Source organism: Soehngenia sp., assembly GCF_055108775.1.
Genome location: NZ_JBSQIL010000041.1, coordinates 1 through 16,311, shown reverse-complemented (window position 1 = coordinate 16,311; position 16,311 = coordinate 1). Strand labels below are relative to the sequence as shown.

17 protein-coding genes and 1 pseudogene are annotated in these 16,311 nt (G+C 32.6%); 15 read left to right on the top strand and 3 right to left on the bottom strand.

Translation table 11 applies throughout. The features are described 5' to 3' along the window. Positions 1-298, bottom strand: a pseudogene (locus ACTB1H_RS06375) (ISNCY family transposase); the annotation flags it as partial. Positions 299-495: 197 nt separating this feature from the next. Next, a complete protein-coding gene (locus ACTB1H_RS06370) occupies positions 496-1,773 on the bottom strand; it encodes an IS110 family RNA-guided transposase (RefSeq protein WP_463262001.1) in 1,278 nt (425 codons plus the stop codon). A gap of 361 nt (positions 1,774-2,134) precedes the next feature. Here ACTB1H_RS06370 and ACTB1H_RS06365 point away from each other — a divergent pair, with 361 nt between their 5' ends. The 15 genes from ACTB1H_RS06365 to ACTB1H_RS06295 all read left to right on the top strand — a co-directional run bounded on the left by ACTB1H_RS06365 (position 2,135) and on the right by ACTB1H_RS06295 (position 15,781). Next, the gene (locus ACTB1H_RS06365; protein ID WP_463262000.1) at positions 2,135-2,377 is read left to right on the top strand and encodes a SemiSWEET transporter; all 243 of its coding nucleotides are present in this window, start codon (positions 2,135-2,137) and stop codon (positions 2,375-2,377) included. 114 nt (positions 2,378-2,491) lie between these two features. Further along, positions 2,492-2,959: a YtxH domain-containing protein gene (locus ACTB1H_RS06360; protein ID WP_463261999.1), complete on the top strand. Its 468-nt coding sequence runs from the start codon at positions 2,492-2,494 to the stop codon at positions 2,957-2,959. Between the two features lie 160 nt (positions 2,960-3,119). Further along, positions 3,120-3,545 (top strand): DUF1622 domain-containing protein, encoded by a 426-nt coding sequence (locus ACTB1H_RS06355; RefSeq protein WP_463261998.1) that lies wholly within the window; start codon positions 3,120-3,122, stop codon positions 3,543-3,545. Between the two features lie 57 nt (positions 3,546-3,602). Next, positions 3,603-5,387, top strand: coding sequence for an indolepyruvate ferredoxin oxidoreductase subunit alpha (gene iorA, locus ACTB1H_RS06350; protein ID WP_463261997.1), 1,785 nt, complete (start codon positions 3,603-3,605; stop codon positions 5,385-5,387). After that, a complete protein-coding gene (locus ACTB1H_RS06345; RefSeq protein ID WP_463261996.1) occupies positions 5,380-5,952 on the top strand; it encodes an indolepyruvate oxidoreductase subunit beta in 573 nt (190 codons plus the stop codon). The genes iorA and ACTB1H_RS06345 overlap by 8 nt, the downstream gene beginning before the upstream one ends. A gap of 215 nt (positions 5,953-6,167) precedes the next feature. Beyond that, positions 6,168-6,494: a hypothetical protein gene (locus ACTB1H_RS06340; RefSeq protein ID WP_463261995.1), complete on the top strand. Its 327-nt coding sequence runs from the start codon at positions 6,168-6,170 to the stop codon at positions 6,492-6,494. A gap of 9 nt (positions 6,495-6,503) precedes the next feature. Beyond that, positions 6,504-7,556 carry a V-type ATPase subunit gene (locus ACTB1H_RS06335; RefSeq protein ID WP_463261994.1) on the top strand — a complete coding sequence of 351 codons (1,053 nt, stop codon included), beginning with the start codon at positions 6,504-6,506 and terminating at the stop codon, positions 7,554-7,556. Between the two features lie 2 nt (positions 7,557-7,558). After that, positions 7,559-8,593 (top strand): V-type ATP synthase subunit I domain-containing protein, encoded by a 1,035-nt coding sequence (locus tag ACTB1H_RS06330; RefSeq protein WP_463261993.1) that lies wholly within the window; start codon positions 7,559-7,561, stop codon positions 8,591-8,593. A 44-nt stretch (positions 8,594-8,637) separates the two neighbouring features. Then, positions 8,638-10,581 (top strand): V-type ATP synthase subunit I, encoded by a 1,944-nt coding sequence (locus tag ACTB1H_RS06325; protein WP_463261992.1) that lies wholly within the window; start codon positions 8,638-8,640, stop codon positions 10,579-10,581. A 25-nt stretch (positions 10,582-10,606) separates the two neighbouring features. Further along, the gene (locus ACTB1H_RS06320) at positions 10,607-11,041 is read left to right on the top strand and encodes an ATP synthase subunit C (RefSeq protein ID WP_463261991.1); all 435 of its coding nucleotides are present in this window, start codon (positions 10,607-10,609) and stop codon (positions 11,039-11,041) included. Positions 11,042-11,043: 2 nt separating this feature from the next. Beyond that, a complete protein-coding gene (locus tag ACTB1H_RS06315; RefSeq protein WP_463261990.1) occupies positions 11,044-11,349 on the top strand; it encodes a V-type ATP synthase subunit F in 306 nt (101 codons plus the stop codon). An 11-nt stretch (positions 11,350-11,360) separates the two neighbouring features. Then, positions 11,361-11,990, top strand: coding sequence for a V-type ATP synthase subunit E (locus tag ACTB1H_RS06310; protein ID WP_463261989.1), 630 nt, complete (start codon positions 11,361-11,363; stop codon positions 11,988-11,990). Further along, positions 11,983-13,755 carry a V-type ATP synthase subunit A gene (locus ACTB1H_RS06305; RefSeq protein WP_463261988.1) on the top strand — a complete coding sequence of 591 codons (1,773 nt, stop codon included), beginning with the start codon at positions 11,983-11,985 and terminating at the stop codon, positions 13,753-13,755. Before ACTB1H_RS06310 ends, ACTB1H_RS06305 begins: the two co-directional genes overlap by 8 nt. A 13-nt stretch (positions 13,756-13,768) precedes the next feature. Beyond that, positions 13,769-15,142: a V-type ATP synthase subunit B gene (locus tag ACTB1H_RS06300; protein ID WP_463261987.1), complete on the top strand. Its 1,374-nt coding sequence runs from the start codon at positions 13,769-13,771 to the stop codon at positions 15,140-15,142. A 9-nt stretch (positions 15,143-15,151) separates the two neighbouring features. Then, entirely contained in the window at positions 15,152-15,781 is a 630-nt protein-coding gene (locus ACTB1H_RS06295) for a V-type ATP synthase subunit D (protein ID WP_463261986.1), read from the top strand. A 176-nt stretch (positions 15,782-15,957) separates the two neighbouring features. On the opposite strand, the gene ACTB1H_RS06290 is transcribed toward ACTB1H_RS06295, so the two are convergent. Beyond that, complete coding sequence (locus tag ACTB1H_RS06290; RefSeq protein WP_463262002.1) at positions 15,958-16,149, bottom strand: transposase; 192 nt, start codon at positions 16,147-16,149, stop codon at positions 15,958-15,960. Positions 16,150-16,311: the final 162 nt, after the last annotated feature.

The following is a 16,311-nucleotide window of genomic DNA, read 5'->3' as shown; positions in this document are numbered from 1 at the left end:
TAATACCATGTAATTTAAACTCGACAGGCAATCTACTTTGGAGAGTTTCCCAAAGCCTTTCAATTCGACCCTTAGCCTGTGGAGAATGAGCCTTGATAATATTGATACCTAATTCTTCCATAGCTCTACTAAATTGGGTTAAATTAGCTTTTTTACCTGTAAGCTGATCTTCAATAGACAATTTAGCCTCATTAGGTGATACAAAAATAGTATGGCGATCGCAATAAAGGCTGGTTGGAATACCATGGTTTGTAACCATTTGTCTGACAATCTCAAAATATCCTTCCATACATTTGTTTATGTTAATCTAAAAGTACCCCAAAAAATAGTTGAAAAATCCCCTAGAGGAAAATAAAATATCCCTATGACAGTCATAGCAATCTGGTAATATGTCAAGGGATGTTTTTTAAATGAAACAAAAGAAAAAATTAAAAAAGCGTAACTTTAACAGAACCTACTATTTCAAAAAAAAATAGGCTTGTGACTGAAAATATTTTATTGAATCTCTCCAACTTTATTTCTGGAGTAGATTTGATTTTTAGTCAGCAATCCAAAAATCAAACGTACTAATTTACGTGATGTAAGTGCGAGTGCTCTTTTATGTTGGTGAGTAGTCACTTCACCAAACTTTTTGTTGTAGTATTCTTTGTACTCTGGCAAATAGTTCTTAACACTGTTAGCAGCTTCAATTAAATAGTATCTAAGATACTTATTACCTGTTTTAGTCATGCTGGTATCTTCAGCAGTGTAGTCTCCTGATTGATTGACTCTCCAGGTTAAGCCAGCATATTTAGCTAAAGCATCGTGGGAATCAAAAGCATTGATGCTTCCAATTTCTGATAAAATGCCACTAGCTAAAACAGCCCCGATACCAGGAATAGATATTAAGGATTGATATTCAGTAGTATTTATACCTTTAATGTTTTTCTCAATAGCTTTATCAATAGCCTTAATTTCGTTTTCAAAAGCCTTAATAAGGTTAAAAGAAGAAGCAATTGATATATTTAAAGGTTCGTATAATACTTTATCCAACCTATAGGAATCACTTGCAGCTTTCTGTAGTAACTTAGCTGTTGCTTCTGGATCACTAAATCGATTTTTACCTTTCTTTTTAACGAAATCAACTAAATCTTCGATGGGAGAATATGTGATATCGTCTAAAGATAAGAATTCGGTTAGAATAGCTGCAGAAGTAGCTCCATAGTTATTGAAAAATGGCTTGTCTTCTCTATCTAAGACTGCTAGTTGACTTAATTTTAGATATATATTTGAGATCATGTAAGTTTTTTCACGTGTAATACACTCAACTAAATGAAGTCTGTGGCGAGTAAGTCTTTGCAAAGCAAGAAACTGAGAACCACGCCAAGGAGAGGATGTAATTCTTCCACATCTAGCAAAATCAGCAATAATGTATGCATCTAAAGGATCTGTCTTATCTATATCCACGAAGGACTTTCTATAGTTAGAAATAGTTTTGGGGTTAAGACAATATACTTTAGGTTCAAATAATGCTAAATCTTCATGAGAAGATAGGAAGTTAGCCACATGAATGCTATAAATAGAAGTTGATTCCAAGGCAATAACAGCATATTTAAGGTTATTAGCATTTAAACAATCTAAGATGCTTTTTAGCATAGATTCAGCACCAGGATTGTTATTAGAAGCCTTTAGGTTGAGAAGTTTATTACCTTGGAAATCAAGAGCACACAAGACGTTAGTCTTAGAACTTACATCAATACCAATAAATAAAGTTGATAAAATATTGTTCTTCATATTATCACCACCTTTCATAAGTAGTAGGGAGAACAATTAGTAAAAGAGATATCCCGATCTTAGCTACTAACTTCAACCTCGCACTATTAGCATTCATCTTTGAAAATTACCTTGCTGTTGGTCTAGTCAAGGAGATGCAGCATCTGAGTTGGAAGATTATGATAGCTAAGTCAGGAAGCATGCTATAGAGGCAATAACCATTTGGCTTTGCAAGGAGGACAAGAATTATCCTTCGCTAACTATTCTTTGTTTTATTATAACATCAGGATATCTCAATTAAAAATTGCATTTTAGATATAAAAATATGCTTAGAACACTTAGTAAAAAGTGATTCTAAACATATTATACGAGGAGGAAAGTAATGAATTTTGGTGCAATTGCTGCAATTTTAACTACCCTTTCATTTGTACCTCAAGCTATAAAAGTTATAAAAACAAAAGACACATCTGGCATATCACTTCTAATGTATTCAATGTTTGTAGCTGGAGTATTCTTATGGGTGATTCATGGGATTAATATCAAAGACTATCCATTGATTTTTGCAAACATAATAACTTTTGGTTTTGCAGTAATCATTCTTAGCTACAAAATAAAGTATAAATAATTATATTTTTGGAATTGATGAGGAATAAAATTCTTCCTTATAATATACAGCACCATAAAAATTTGTGTTAGAAGAAAAATTTTGGGTACAATAGAATATAAAGGAGTGATGATTATGATAAAAAATTACTTTGAAAACAAAAAAAGAGAAATTGCTAGAAAAGAGAGAGCAAAAAAAGTTAAGCATATAGCTACAGGAACTGCTATAGGTGGATTATTAGGAGCAGGCGCAGGGCTATTATTTGCACCAAAATCAGGGAAAGAAACTAGAGAAGACATCAAAAATAAAACAGTGGAAACAAAAGAGGAAATCAAAGAAAAGGTAAATGAAACAGTAGATAAAACTAAAGAAGGATACGATAAGATCAAAGCTAAAGTTACAAGTAAAATTGAAAAAACTAAAGAAGAGCTAGAAGAAAAAAAGGAAGAGTTAGATGAAAAGAAAGAAGACATCAAAGAAGATGCCGAAGAAGTAAAAGAAAAAGCTAAGAAAACCAAAGCTGAGGTTGAAGAAGGGAAAGAAGAATTTAAAGAAGTATTGAAGGATGCGAAAGAAGATATCAAAAAGACCGTAAAAGAGTAAATTTGACATATATAAATACATCATCCCTATTTATAAAGATGATTAAACAATAAACCACACTATATTTAATAGTGTGGTTTTTCATTGACTTGGACTTCCTTTAAATATATAATATTGACATTGATGAATATATACCCAATAATCTTTAGGAGGCCATTTTATGATATTTGAACACATATTGGAGGTTTCAGTACCCTACATAACCTCTTTTCTTGAACTCATCGGAGTTACAATAATCGTAGTTGCAGCAGTAAGAAGCATATTTAATTTTTTCAAATGTGGATTTAATTTTTGTGAAGATGAAATAGGATTTGCTTTTGCAAAAGCCATGTCGTTGAGTTTAGAGTTTAAATTAGCTGCTGAGATAATCAAGACTGTGCTTATTAGAAATATTGATGAATTTATAATACTTGCAGCAGTAGCAATACTTAGAGTAGTTCTTACATTTGTTCTTCACTGGGAATTAACCATAAGTGGGAAGGAAATTGAGAACAAAAACGTAAATAAAATCAATAAATTATTAAATAAACAAGAAGATATTTTAAATAAACAAGAGGACATATTAAACAAACAAGATGATTATTAAGCTTTTTTAGAAAAATTATGATATATTGTTATTAGATTATATGAAAGGATGGTAAGTATGAAAAAGCTAATGACAGGAAATGAAGCAATAGCAAGAGGAGCTTACGAAGCAGGAGTTCTTGTTGCTTGTGCTTATCCAGGAACACCTTCTACTGAAATCTTGGAAAACGTTTCCACGTATGAAGAGATTTATTCAGAATGGTCCACTAATGAAAAAGTAGCATTAGAAGTTGCCTTTGGAGCAAGTGTAGCAGGAGCTAGAGCTATGGCTAGCATGAAGCATGTGGGTTTAAATGTAGCTGCAGATCCATTTTTCACAATAGCTTATGAGGGAGTAAATGGAGGACTAGTAGTGATTTCAGCAGATGAACCTGGCATGCACAGCTCACAAAATGAACAAGACAATAGACTCTATGCACCCCATGCAAAAGTTGCATTAATTGAGCCTTCAGATAGTCAAGAATGCAAAGATTATTTAAAGAAAGCATTTGAAATTTCGGAACAATTTGATACCGCAGTTCTTTTTAGGGTTACAACGAGGGTTTGCCATACTAAAGGAATAGTAGAATTAGGAGAAAGAGAAGAAGTAGGTATCAAAGAATACACAAAAAATCCTAAAAAGTACATAATGGTACCTGCAAATGCTAAGGAAAAACATATAGAAATGGAAAATGAAAGACTTCCCAAATTACGTGAATTTTCAAATTCTACTGATTTAAATAGAATAGAATTAAATGATTCTAAAATTGGTGTAGTGACTTCAGGTGCTTGTTATATGAATGCTAAAGAAGCACTGGGAGATAAAGTTTCATATTTAAAAATAGGATTTAGTTATCCACTGCCAGATGAGAAATTCAAAGAGTTTTCAAAACATGTAGATAAGATATATGTAATTGAAGAAAATGAACCTTATATGGAAAACTTCATTAAAGCTTTAGGAATTAAATGCATAGGTAAGGAAGAATTTCCATTGTGTGGTGAAATAACCCCTCAAATAATAAGAAGAGTTGTGTTTGGTGAAGAAAAACCTCAGACATATAAGCTTGATATTGAAGCTCCTAATAGACCTCCAGCACTTTGCGCAGGTTGTCCTCACAGGGGGATATTCTATGAAATGAGCAAATATAAAAACAAAATAAATGTATCATCGGATATAGGATGTTATAGTTTAGGAGCATCTGCACCACTTTATGTAGGGGATACAGTCATATGTATGGGAGCAGGTTTTTCTGCAGGGATAGGTTTTGATAAAGTTAATCAAATGGCAAATAGAGGAAAGAAGGTATTTGGAGTTTTAGGGGATTCTACTTTCTTTCATTCTGGAATGACAGGTTTAGTAGATGCTGTATATAACAACTCTGATTTAGTAATGGTTATACTTGATAATAGAATTACAGCTATGACAGGTCATCAAGAGAATCCTGGAACAGGTAAAAACATAAAGGGTGAAGCAGCACCAACTGTTGATATAGAATCAATCGTAAAAGCATGTGGAGTAAAAGAAGAAAATGTCAAGGTTATAAATCCATATAATATGGTTCAAAATAAAGAAGCAATAAAAGCAGCACTAGAAGCAGATGGGCCATTCGTCATAATAACAAAACAACCATGTGCTCTAATAAAAGAGGTTCAAAAGAAAAGAGCTAGTCTCTACTCTGAAGTAGATAATGAAAAATGCACAAACTGTAAGACATGTTTCAGAATAGGATGTCCTGCTATATCAATGATTGATGATAAAGTAGTCATAGACAAAGTTCAGTGCAATGGGTGTACTGTATGCATTCAAACTTGTCCTTACAAGGCTATAAAGGTGTATAAAGAAAGAGGTGGAGAAAATGAATAAGAGTTTACTGTTGGCTGGAGTTGGAGGACAAGGGATAATCTTGGTTTCAAAAATCCTATCAGAAGGATTGATGGAAGAAGGCTTTGATGTAAAAATGAGCGAAATACATGGAATGAGCCAAAGAGGTGGAAGTGTAACCACTCAGATTAAGTTTGGAGAAAAGGTTTATTCACCAATAATAAATAGCGGAGAGGCTGATGTGTTAGTAGCTTTTGAAAAAATAGAAGCTCTTAGATATATAGGAAACTTAAGAAAAGAAGGAACTCTTATAGTCAACGAAGAAGAAATATTTCCACTTCCAGTTCTTGCAGGGCTTGAAGAGTATCCAAAAGGAGTAATAGAGGAATTGAAATCTAAAATCGATCATGTAATAAGTATCGATGCTAGAAAAGTAGCTTTAGATATTGGCGAAGCTAAGAGCTCAAACATAGTAATGCTTGGAGTTACTGTAAAAGCTTTAGGGTTGGATAATATTGATTGGGAAGAAAAAATAAAGAAATATTTACCACCAAAGACACATGAAAAGAACATACTTGCTTTCAGAAGAGGCTTAGAAACAGTATAGAATGAACCACCTAGAAATAGGTGGTTTTATTTATTAAGTTTTTGTAACAAATTAGAAAGTTAAAGATAATAGAAGATTTAATGATATAAAAAGACATTTATTAAGTAATATTCGTAAATATCTATATTTTTGTTGTTTTTTATGATTTTAAGGGATAATTAAGAATTGTATTAGAAAATTGGAAGAGTATAATAGATTAGTCAAGGGGTGATAAGATGGATCAAATAGTTCAAGATATCCTTAATCTAGATAATGAAACAAAAAAATTAAGAGATAGATATGAGGAAATACTTAAAAAAGAGAAATTTGAGGGGCTTGCAAATGTGCAGAAACTAGAAGAAGAACTATTAAATAGTTATGAAAAAGAAGCGCAGGAAGCATATATCAATTATATCGAAGAGAAAACGAAATTAATTCCACAAATTACTCAGCAAGAATTTCTTAAATATACTAGTTCTGTGGACTTAAATCAAAGATACGAAGCCTTAAAAGCAAAATTATTAAATGATATTTGGGAAAGTATCCTGACTATCGAGGAATAGAGGGATAAAATGAGTAATGCTAGAAGATTTTCGGCAATCAACACGAAATTAAGAGTTATGCACTCTCATTTTTTAACAGATGACGATTATTTGAATTTAATGGAATCAAAGACTGTAGATGATACAATTTCATATTTAAAAAATAACACTGTATATGGTAGTTTTATAACAAAAGATCCTCATTTAACAATGATTGAGGATGTAGACATAGCAATGGACAGATTCTTAGTAGAGCAGTTTGGGAAAATTTTAAATTATTTTTCTGATAAATATAAAGACTTTTATAGATCTCTTATGCTCAGATATGAAGTAGAAGACCTAAAGCTTTTTATAAGGGCTGTGGCAAGGGGAGATAATCTAGAAGAAACTAAGAATTTAAGTTTGATTAGAGAAAAATATTATAGTTTTTCTTATGACAAGATAAAAGGTGCAAAAAATATCAATGAATTAATAGAATTACTAAACGACACACCTTTCTACGACATAATTAAAAGATATAAAGATGAAGATCCAGAGAGATTGATTTTTTATATCGAAATGAGTTTAGATAAATTTTATTTTCAAACTGTTAGAGAAAAGGGCATGAAACTGTCAAGAGAAGATAAAAAATTTGTAGAAAAATTAGTCGGCATAAATGTGGATTTGTTGAATATCGAATGGATTTATAGAGGACTTAAATTTTACAATATTATTCCAGAAGAATTGATAAATTATGCACTTAGTGGAGGTCTTGAATTTAAATACGAAGATTTAAAGAAATTGTGTTATTCAGATGTAGACTATTTGATAAATACGGTTAGAAACACTCCATACAAGGACCTATTTAACCCAGAGGAAGATATAGATACTTTTATGAAAATAAGGATTCAAAAGCACCTTTATAATATGTTTAAAGATGTTTTCAAAAAAGCTAAAATGGATATTTCAGTTTCGATAGGATTTTTGCATTTATTAGAATTTGAAATAAGAGACATCATGACTATACTGGAATCCAAGAGGTATCAAATTTCAAGCATTGACATAAGAAAATACCTCATTAGAGATTTAAAAGGAAGTGAGTAATCATGGGAACTAACAAAATGGAGTTGATTAATGTAGTTGGTAAAGTCGAATATCAAGATAAAGTGTTAAGAGATTTAGTTTTAAACTATGATATTGAAGTATTAGATGCATTGAATAGAATAGAAACAAGTTATTTTAAAATAAATGTAAGAGATGACAGTCTAGATAAAATAGTTGATATGAATTATGCGATGCCTTATATAAGCGACAATAAGGTTAATGATTTAGAAACCAAGAAAAAAAAGATCATGTCAATGTTTGGGTTAACTAATAACAGCATAAATATTTCAAAAGAAAAACCTTATATAAATGAAGATGAAATCAATGATTTTTTTAATGCGATCGAAAACATAAATTCCTTGAACGACCATTTAATGAATTTAAAAAATGAGTTGAGCAAATTAGAGAGCTATTATAATAATATTTTTAGAGAACTAGATGACTTTCCTATAAGCATTGGAGATTTAAGAAATATGGAGTATTTTGACTTTAAACTAGGAGTATTAAACGATACTGAAAGGTTTAAGTTAAAATCAAGCTATGAAAATATACCAGCTATAATCGTTCATACTGGGAAGATAGTACAGGGAGAAGTATATTTTATAATTTACCCAAAAAAAGTGGCTGTAGATATAGAGAGAGCATTAAAAACAATAGGATTTAAAGAGTTGGTGATGCCAGAAGAATACAATTCTACTCCAAAGGAAATAAGTGCGATACTTACACTAAAAAGAAATAACATTTTAGCACAAATTGCATCGAAAGAGAAAGAGTTAGAAGATTTAAAATCAAAATACAAAGATAAGATAACTAACTTGCTAAATCAATTAGAAATCATGATTAAAATAGAAAAAATAAAGGAAAAATTAGCTTTTTCAAGGAAGTATTTCTATCTAGCTGGATGGGTATTGTGTTCCGATAAAGAAAGTATACAAAATACTTTAAGCAAATATGAGGATATTTATGTAGCATTTGATGAAGAAGTTGTCCATTCTACAAAACTAAAAAACAGTTTATTACTAAGGGTGTTAGCATAATGATAAAGCCTAGCATCACGATGAGAAGAAGGAAGTGATAATAAGTGTCGGTTGAAAAAATGACTTTGTTAAATATCGTTGGGAAGGCGCAAGATGCAGAAAATGTCCTAAAGGATGTAGTCACAAACGTTGAAGTGGATTTAATTCCTGCAATTCATCAAATTGAGTCTAATAATTTCACATTTGATGTCACAAACGAGAATATAGATAAGATAATCGATATGAACTATGCAAGGAGCTATAAGAAAGACTCTCTTGTCGACGAATTGAGTAAAAAATCAGATACAATCAAAGAAATATTTGATGTAAAAGACAATGAATTAAATATGAGAATTGATACTTTGCTGCCAAAAGAGAATATTCTCGAGGAATTCGATAATATAATTGGAGAAATTCATGACACAAATGAAAAAATAAATACTCTAAAAAAGGACTTTGAACATTTAGAAGGATATTACTTGAATATATTTAGAGAACTAAAGAATTTTTCAATATCTTTATCTGATTTGAGAAACATGGAATATTTTGAATTCAAAGTAGGAATTCTTTCAAAAGAAGGCAGACAAAAGGTAAAGAAGAACTATGAGAACATTTTGGGTATTTTTTTGCACACTGGTTCAAGCCAAGAAGGCGAAGTATATATAGTTATGTACCCAAAAGAAATGAATATTGAGATGACTAGAATCTTAAGGTCTCTAGGGTTTAAAGAAATTCCAATTCCTGAAGAATATTCTGGTACTCTTGGAGAAATAAGCGAGCAAATTGACATCAAAAGGAATTCGATTTTAGCAGAAATTGCTGAGAATGAGAAAATAGAGGATAAGATTAAATCAAAATACACCGATAGGGTAAAGGAGCTGTTAGCACATGCTAATATGATCCTAAAAATGGAAGATATTCAGGAAAATCTTGCTTTTTCAAAGAAATATTTTTATCTTTCTGCTTGGATTGCCGAGTCAGATAGAGATAAGCTGACGAGTCTGTTAAAGAAATATGATGGAATTGTGGCTGTATTTAAGAAAGACGAGATTTCAAATGCACCTACAAAATTAAAGAATAATTGGTTATTTAAACCTTTTGAGATGCTAGTTAAGATGTATGGGACACCATCATACAATGAACTGGATCCAACTCCTTTTTTAAGTTTGTCATACATGTTTTTATTTGGAATGATGTTCGGAGATTTGGGTCAAGGATTTGTCATCTTGCTTGCAGGATTATTGGTAGGCAAGAAGAGCAAGACTTTTGGAGGCTTGCTAACTAGATTAGGAGCAAGTTCAATGGTCTTTGGGACTCTTTATGGCGCTGTGTTTGGATTTGAAACGATCATACCAGCACTATTGATCAGACCTTTTGAAAACATCAATACTATGCTTATGATAGCAATTGGCGTAGGTGTCACACTACTTATAATTGCATATATTCATGGCATTATAAATGCTTTCAAGAGAAAAGACATCGAAGAAGCTGTGTTTGGAAACAAAGGAATTGCAGGATTTGTGCTTTTTATAGACTTACTTCTTTTGGTAGGTGGAATGATGCTGGGGTTAAACATAATGCCAGTGCCAGTAGGTGTAGCAATAGCAGTACTATGTTTATTGTCCATCATATTCAAGATGCCACTTGCTAATCTAGTTGAAAAGAAGAGACCTCTACATCACGAAGATATCACAGGATATTACATCGAAGGTGTATTCTCATTGCTTGAGACTTTCTTGAGCATGTTGAGTGGAACAGTATCATTTATAAGAGTTGGAGCGTTTGCACTGACTCACGTGGGATTATTTATTGCATTTGAAACCATAGGCGAAATGATAGGCTCTGCTGCAGGAAATACAGTGGTGTTAATCATAGGCAACCTACTGATATTAGGGCTTGAAGGGCTTATAGTATTCATTCAAGGCTTAAGACTTCAATATTACGAACTATTCAGTAGATATTATAAAGGCGATGGAAAAGCTTTTGAGCCTGTAAAATTAGAATATTAGAATTTAGAATTTAGGAGGAGATATTATGTCATTTATATTAACAACAACTACTATTATGGTATTATTAACAATTGCTACTGGAGTATATTTTATTTACAGCGATATGGAAGGTGACAGAAAGAAATTGAAAAAGATTTTGAGAGCTAACTTGTTTGTGTTTGTTCCACTTTTGATGGCAGCAGTAATAATCATGGTACCAGGAGCAATAAACGCAGCAGAAGAAGCCACAGCAGCTGGTGTTACATCATCTCAAGGTTTAGGGTTTATTTCAGCAGCTTTAGCAACAGGATTAGCAACACTTGGTGCAGGTTATGCAGTAGCAGTAGTTGGTTCAGCAGCTTTAGGCGCAGTATCAGAAGATAAATCATTATTAGGACAAACACTTATATTTGTAGGTTTGGCAGAAGGTATTGCTATTTATGGTCTTATAGTTTCAATTCTTATTTTGGGAAGGTTATAAAAATGAAATCTATTCTAATCAGCGACCACAAGGACACTTTAGTGGGAATGAGATTAGCAAGTATAGAAGGAATATATGTAAAAGATTTAGATGATATAAGAAAAGCGTTTGATGAGGCTGTTGAAAATGATGAGATTGGAATAATCATAATCACAGAATCTATCCTAGAAAAAATGAAAGATAGAGTGCTTCAAGTAAAAAAGAGCAATAGCAAGAAGCTAATTGTAACTGTACCAGATAGGACAGGCCTAAAGGACAAAGACTTTATTATGAGATACATCAAAGAGTCCGTCGGCATCAAAATATAGGTGGTGAAGTCATGATAACTGTAGAAGATAAATTGGATATATTTCGCAAAGTTGTCTACAAAGAAGAAGAAAAGAAATTCCAAAAAGCACTAGATGAATTAAAAAAAGAGAATGAAAATCTCCTAGAACAGAAGAAGAAAGAACTAGAAGCTCAAAGGGATGAGATCATCAAAAGAAAATTGGCAATAGCAGAAAGAGAGATCAACGAAAAGATTTCTGAAGAAAAGACAAAAGTCAAAGAAAAAGTTTTAAAAATGAGGGCAGAAATCCTACAAGACTTTATACAAAGCCTATATGAAAAAGCTTCAGAATTCACTAAGACTAGTGAATACAAACAATATCTCTTTGGCAAACTGGACAAAGCTATTTTAGAGCTTGGAGATTTGAATTTCAATATTTATGTTAAAGAAAGCGACAAAGATATGGTAAAAGAGCACTTAGAAAAGAATTACGCAGAACGAATTCATAAATTTAACATTGAAACATTGCCATCAAATCTATTAGGCGGATTTTTAATCGAAGATCAAGAGAAGACATTTTTAATTGATTATTCATTAAAGACCTTGATTGATGACAATGAGTATGAGATAGGAAACAAGTTATTTGCGCTTTTAGAGAAAGCAGGTGACATAAATGAGTGATTTAACTGGTAAGATTAAATCCATCAACGGTCCTGTAATTATCGGAGAAAACATGACTGGATTTAAAATGAGAGAGATGGTTGTAGTAGGGCCAAAAAAATTGATAGGTGAAGTTATTTCCATTGATGGAGATACTGGTATTGTTCAGGTCTATGAAGAAACAGAAGGCTTAAAAAAAGGTGATGAAGTAGTTTCAACTGGAAAACCACTTTCTCTAAAACTAGGACCTGGCATGCTTGGAAATATGTTTGATGGTATACAAAGGCCATTAAAGAAGATTAGAGATGACCATGGTGATTTTATCCCTGAAGGAATTGGCCTTATTTCGATAGATGAAGAAACAGAGTGGGAGTTTAAACTGCTAGTAAAGCCAGGCGATAATCTAACAGGTGGACAGATATTTGCAGAAGTGCAAGAAACTCAGCTTATTGTTCACAAGCTGATGGTTCCTATCGAGATCTCAGGCAAAGTAATATGGGTTAATGAAACAAACAAGGGGACTATAAATGACACAATTATTAAAATAGAAGATAAAAATGGAGACATTCACGAGATCAAGATGTATCAAGAATGGCCAGTAAGAAATCCTCGACCTGTAGAAGAAAGACTTGAAATAAGCAAACTTCTTGTAACAGGCCAAAGAATCCTAGATGTATTTTTCCCAATAGCAAAAGGAGGAACTACAGCTATTCCTGGCGGTTTTGGAACTGGCAAGACAATGCTCCAACATCAACTTGCAAAATGGTCTGATGCAGACATCATCATATATGTTGGCTGTGGAGAAAGAGGAAACGAAATGACTGAAGTTCTCGAGGATTTCCCTAAATTAGTCGACCCTAAGACCAATAGGCCTATCATGGAAAGAACTGTTTTAATAGCCAACACATCAAATATGCCAGTTGCCGCAAGGGAAGCCTCAATTTACACAGGCATTACAATGGCTGAGTACTTCAGAGATATGGGTTATGATGTAGCTGTCATGGCGGATTCAACATCAAGATGGGCAGAAGCATTGAGAGAAATATCTGGTAGACTTGAAGAAATGCCTGCAGAAGAAGGATACCCTGCATATTTGCCAACAAGACTTGCACAATTTTATGAAAGGGCTGGATATGTCAAGACACTCTCAGGCAAAGAAGCCTCGGTAACATTGATTGGCGCGGTATCACCAGCTGGTGGAGATTTTTCTGAACCAGTAACTGAAAATACGAAGAGATTCGTAAATGTATTTTTAGGACTTGATAGAGAACTAGCATATTCAAGACACTATCCTGCAATCAACTGGATGGATAGTTATAGCGGATATACTCATATGATCAAAGATTTCTATGAGAAAGAGTTAAATGTGGATATTGAAAATTTAAGAGAAAAAATGCTCGGAATACTGTTTGAAGAAAACAAACTCCAAGAAATAGTGCTCTTAGTTGGCGAAGATGTTTTGCCAGATGACCAGAGATTGATATTAGAGATAGCTAGAGTGTTAAAAATCGGATTTTTACAACAAAATGCATTTCATAAAGACGATGCTTTTGTGCCACTAAAGAAACAATATGAGATGCTAAAAACCATGGAATTATTATACGATAGAGGACTTTCTGCAGTAAAGAAAGGAATACCAATCTCTAGGGTAAGAAATGGACAGATATACGAAGAAGTAATAAAATTAAAATATACTATACCTAATGATGATATTTCAAAGATCAAAGAAGTCAATAAGATGATCAATGATTTCTATGATAAATTAGAGTCAGAGTATAGCAAATAGTGGGTGAAGACGAATGAAGAGAAAATATTTAAAATTAGATAAAGTTGAAGGTAGTATAGTTGAACTTTCTAACACTCATTCTATAGGGTATAGTGAAATAGCAGAAATCGAAGACCAATTTGGCAACAAAATGGTTGGAAGAGTAATTAAAATAGATGGCGATAGTGTTGTAGTTCAAGTTTTCGGAAGTACTATGGGCATTGCTGTAGATAATACTAAAGTAACATTTAAAGGGAAACCATTTGAAATACCACTATCAAAAGAGATTTTAGGAAGAACATTTGACGGAATAGGAAGGCCTATTGATGGTGGCGGAGAAATTTACTCTGAAAAAACTTACAATGTAAATGGAAGGCCAATTAATCCAGTGTCAAGAGAGTATCCAAGAAATTACATTCAAACAGGTATTTCATCTATTGACGCCCTTGCTACTTTAATTAGGGGACAAAAGTTGCCTATATTTTCAGGGGCAGGCTTGCCACACAATCAGTTGGCAGCACAAATAGTTAGACAAGCCAAGATAAAAAGCGAATCAGGAGAAGATAATTTCTCTATTATATTTGCCGCAATAGGTGTAAAACACGATGAAGCTTTTTATTTCCAAGAAACATTTAGAAAAGCAGGAGTACTGGATAGGGTAGTAATGTATATAAACTATGCTGATGACCCTATAATGGAGAGAATCATAACTCCAAGGTGCGCTCTTACTGCTGCAGAGTATCTTGCATATGAAGAAAATCAACATGTACTGGTAATAATGACAGATATAACAAGCTATGGCGAAGCTCTTCGTGAAGTTTCATCATTAAGAGAAGAAGTACCAAGCAGAAGGGGTTATCCTGGGTATCTTTATTCAGATCTTGCTGAACTTTATGAAAGAGCTGGAATGATAAAAGGCAAAAACGGTTCAGTAACACTTATACCAATACTCACGATGCCAAATGATGACATAACGCATCCAATACCTGACCTTACAGGCTATATTACTGAAGGGCAACTTGTATTATCAAGAGATTTATATTTAAAAGGCATATATCCACCAATAAATGTATTGCCATCACTTTCTCGTCTGATGAAAGACGGCATTGGTGAAGGTTTTACTAGGGAAGATCATCCAGAAGTCGCAAACCAATTGTTCTCAGCATATTCAAAAGTTCAAGATGTAAGAGCACTAGCACAAATCATTGGCGAGGACGATTTATCAGAAAGAGACCAGAAATATCTAAAATTCGGAGAAGAATTTGAGAAGAGATTTGTATCTCAAAGCTTTACTGAAAATAGAGATATGATGGAAACGCTAGACATAGCATGGGATTTATTAAAACTGTTGCCAAAAGAAGAACTAGATAGGTTGGATCAAAAACTAATTGAAAAGTATATGAAATAAGGTGAGGCAATGGCTGTTTATAAGATAACACCTACAAAAGCGAATTTAATAAAAGCTAAGAACTCTCTTTCTTTTGCTAAAAAAGGCTACGAACTTCTGGATAAAAAAAGAACTGTTCTGATACGTGAAATGATGAACTTAATAGATTCTGCAACAGACCTTCAAACTAAAGTAGATGAAGCATTTCAAGAAGCGTACGAGAATTTAAAGATTGCAAATATACTAATGGGGCCAGAGACTGTCATTGAAATCGCAGAATCAATTGAAAAAGAAAAAGACTTTGACATTATATATAAATCGGTCATGGGAGTAGAAGTTCCAATAATCAAGAGAGAAGAGAGTCCGTTAAAGACAGAATATGATTTTTATAGGACATCTCCTGCTTTTGACAAGACGGTACTAAGTTTTATGAAAGTAAGAGATTTGATATATGAACTAGCAGAGATTGAGAATTCTGTATATAAATTAGCGATGGAAATTAAAAAGACCCAAAAAAGAGCAAATGCTCTTGAGAAGATCCAAATACCTAGATATGAATCTACTATCAAATATATCGACAGTGTACTTCAAGAAAAGGAAAGAGAAGACTTCTTTAGGCTAAAAAGAGTTAAGGGAAAAAGTAAAAAACATAAACAATAAAATAACGGCTCTTTGTCAATTGTTGGGGTAGGATCAATTTTGATCTTGCTCCAATTCTATATTTAAGAGCATTTTTACATATAGGTACTATTATATTGGTTTTTAAGCACACTTAAATAAACCTAGCTAAAATATAGGTTTTCCACATATATTATTTACTTGTAAATTTGACCCCTCTAATTTGTACAATGAATAATTCTATTTCGGAATCTCTTAAAATTCCTTATCCCAAAAGATATTCTCTTTAACACCTTAATTTTATTGTTAAATCCTTCAGTTGGTCCATTAGTATAACCATATCTAAAAGCATTCTTTATCTCATTTATCCAGTTTTTATAGGTATTGGCACACTTCTTAAATTCTGCTATTTAAGAGCATTCTGCACTCTCAATCCATTTTATTAGTTCACTACATTGATAAGAATAATCATCACTTTGACATATTTCATAAAACCATTCTTTTAATATATGAGCTGTACGCAAATCATCATTGTATAATAGCATTAAATCAACAGCTTTTTTATCCTCTTC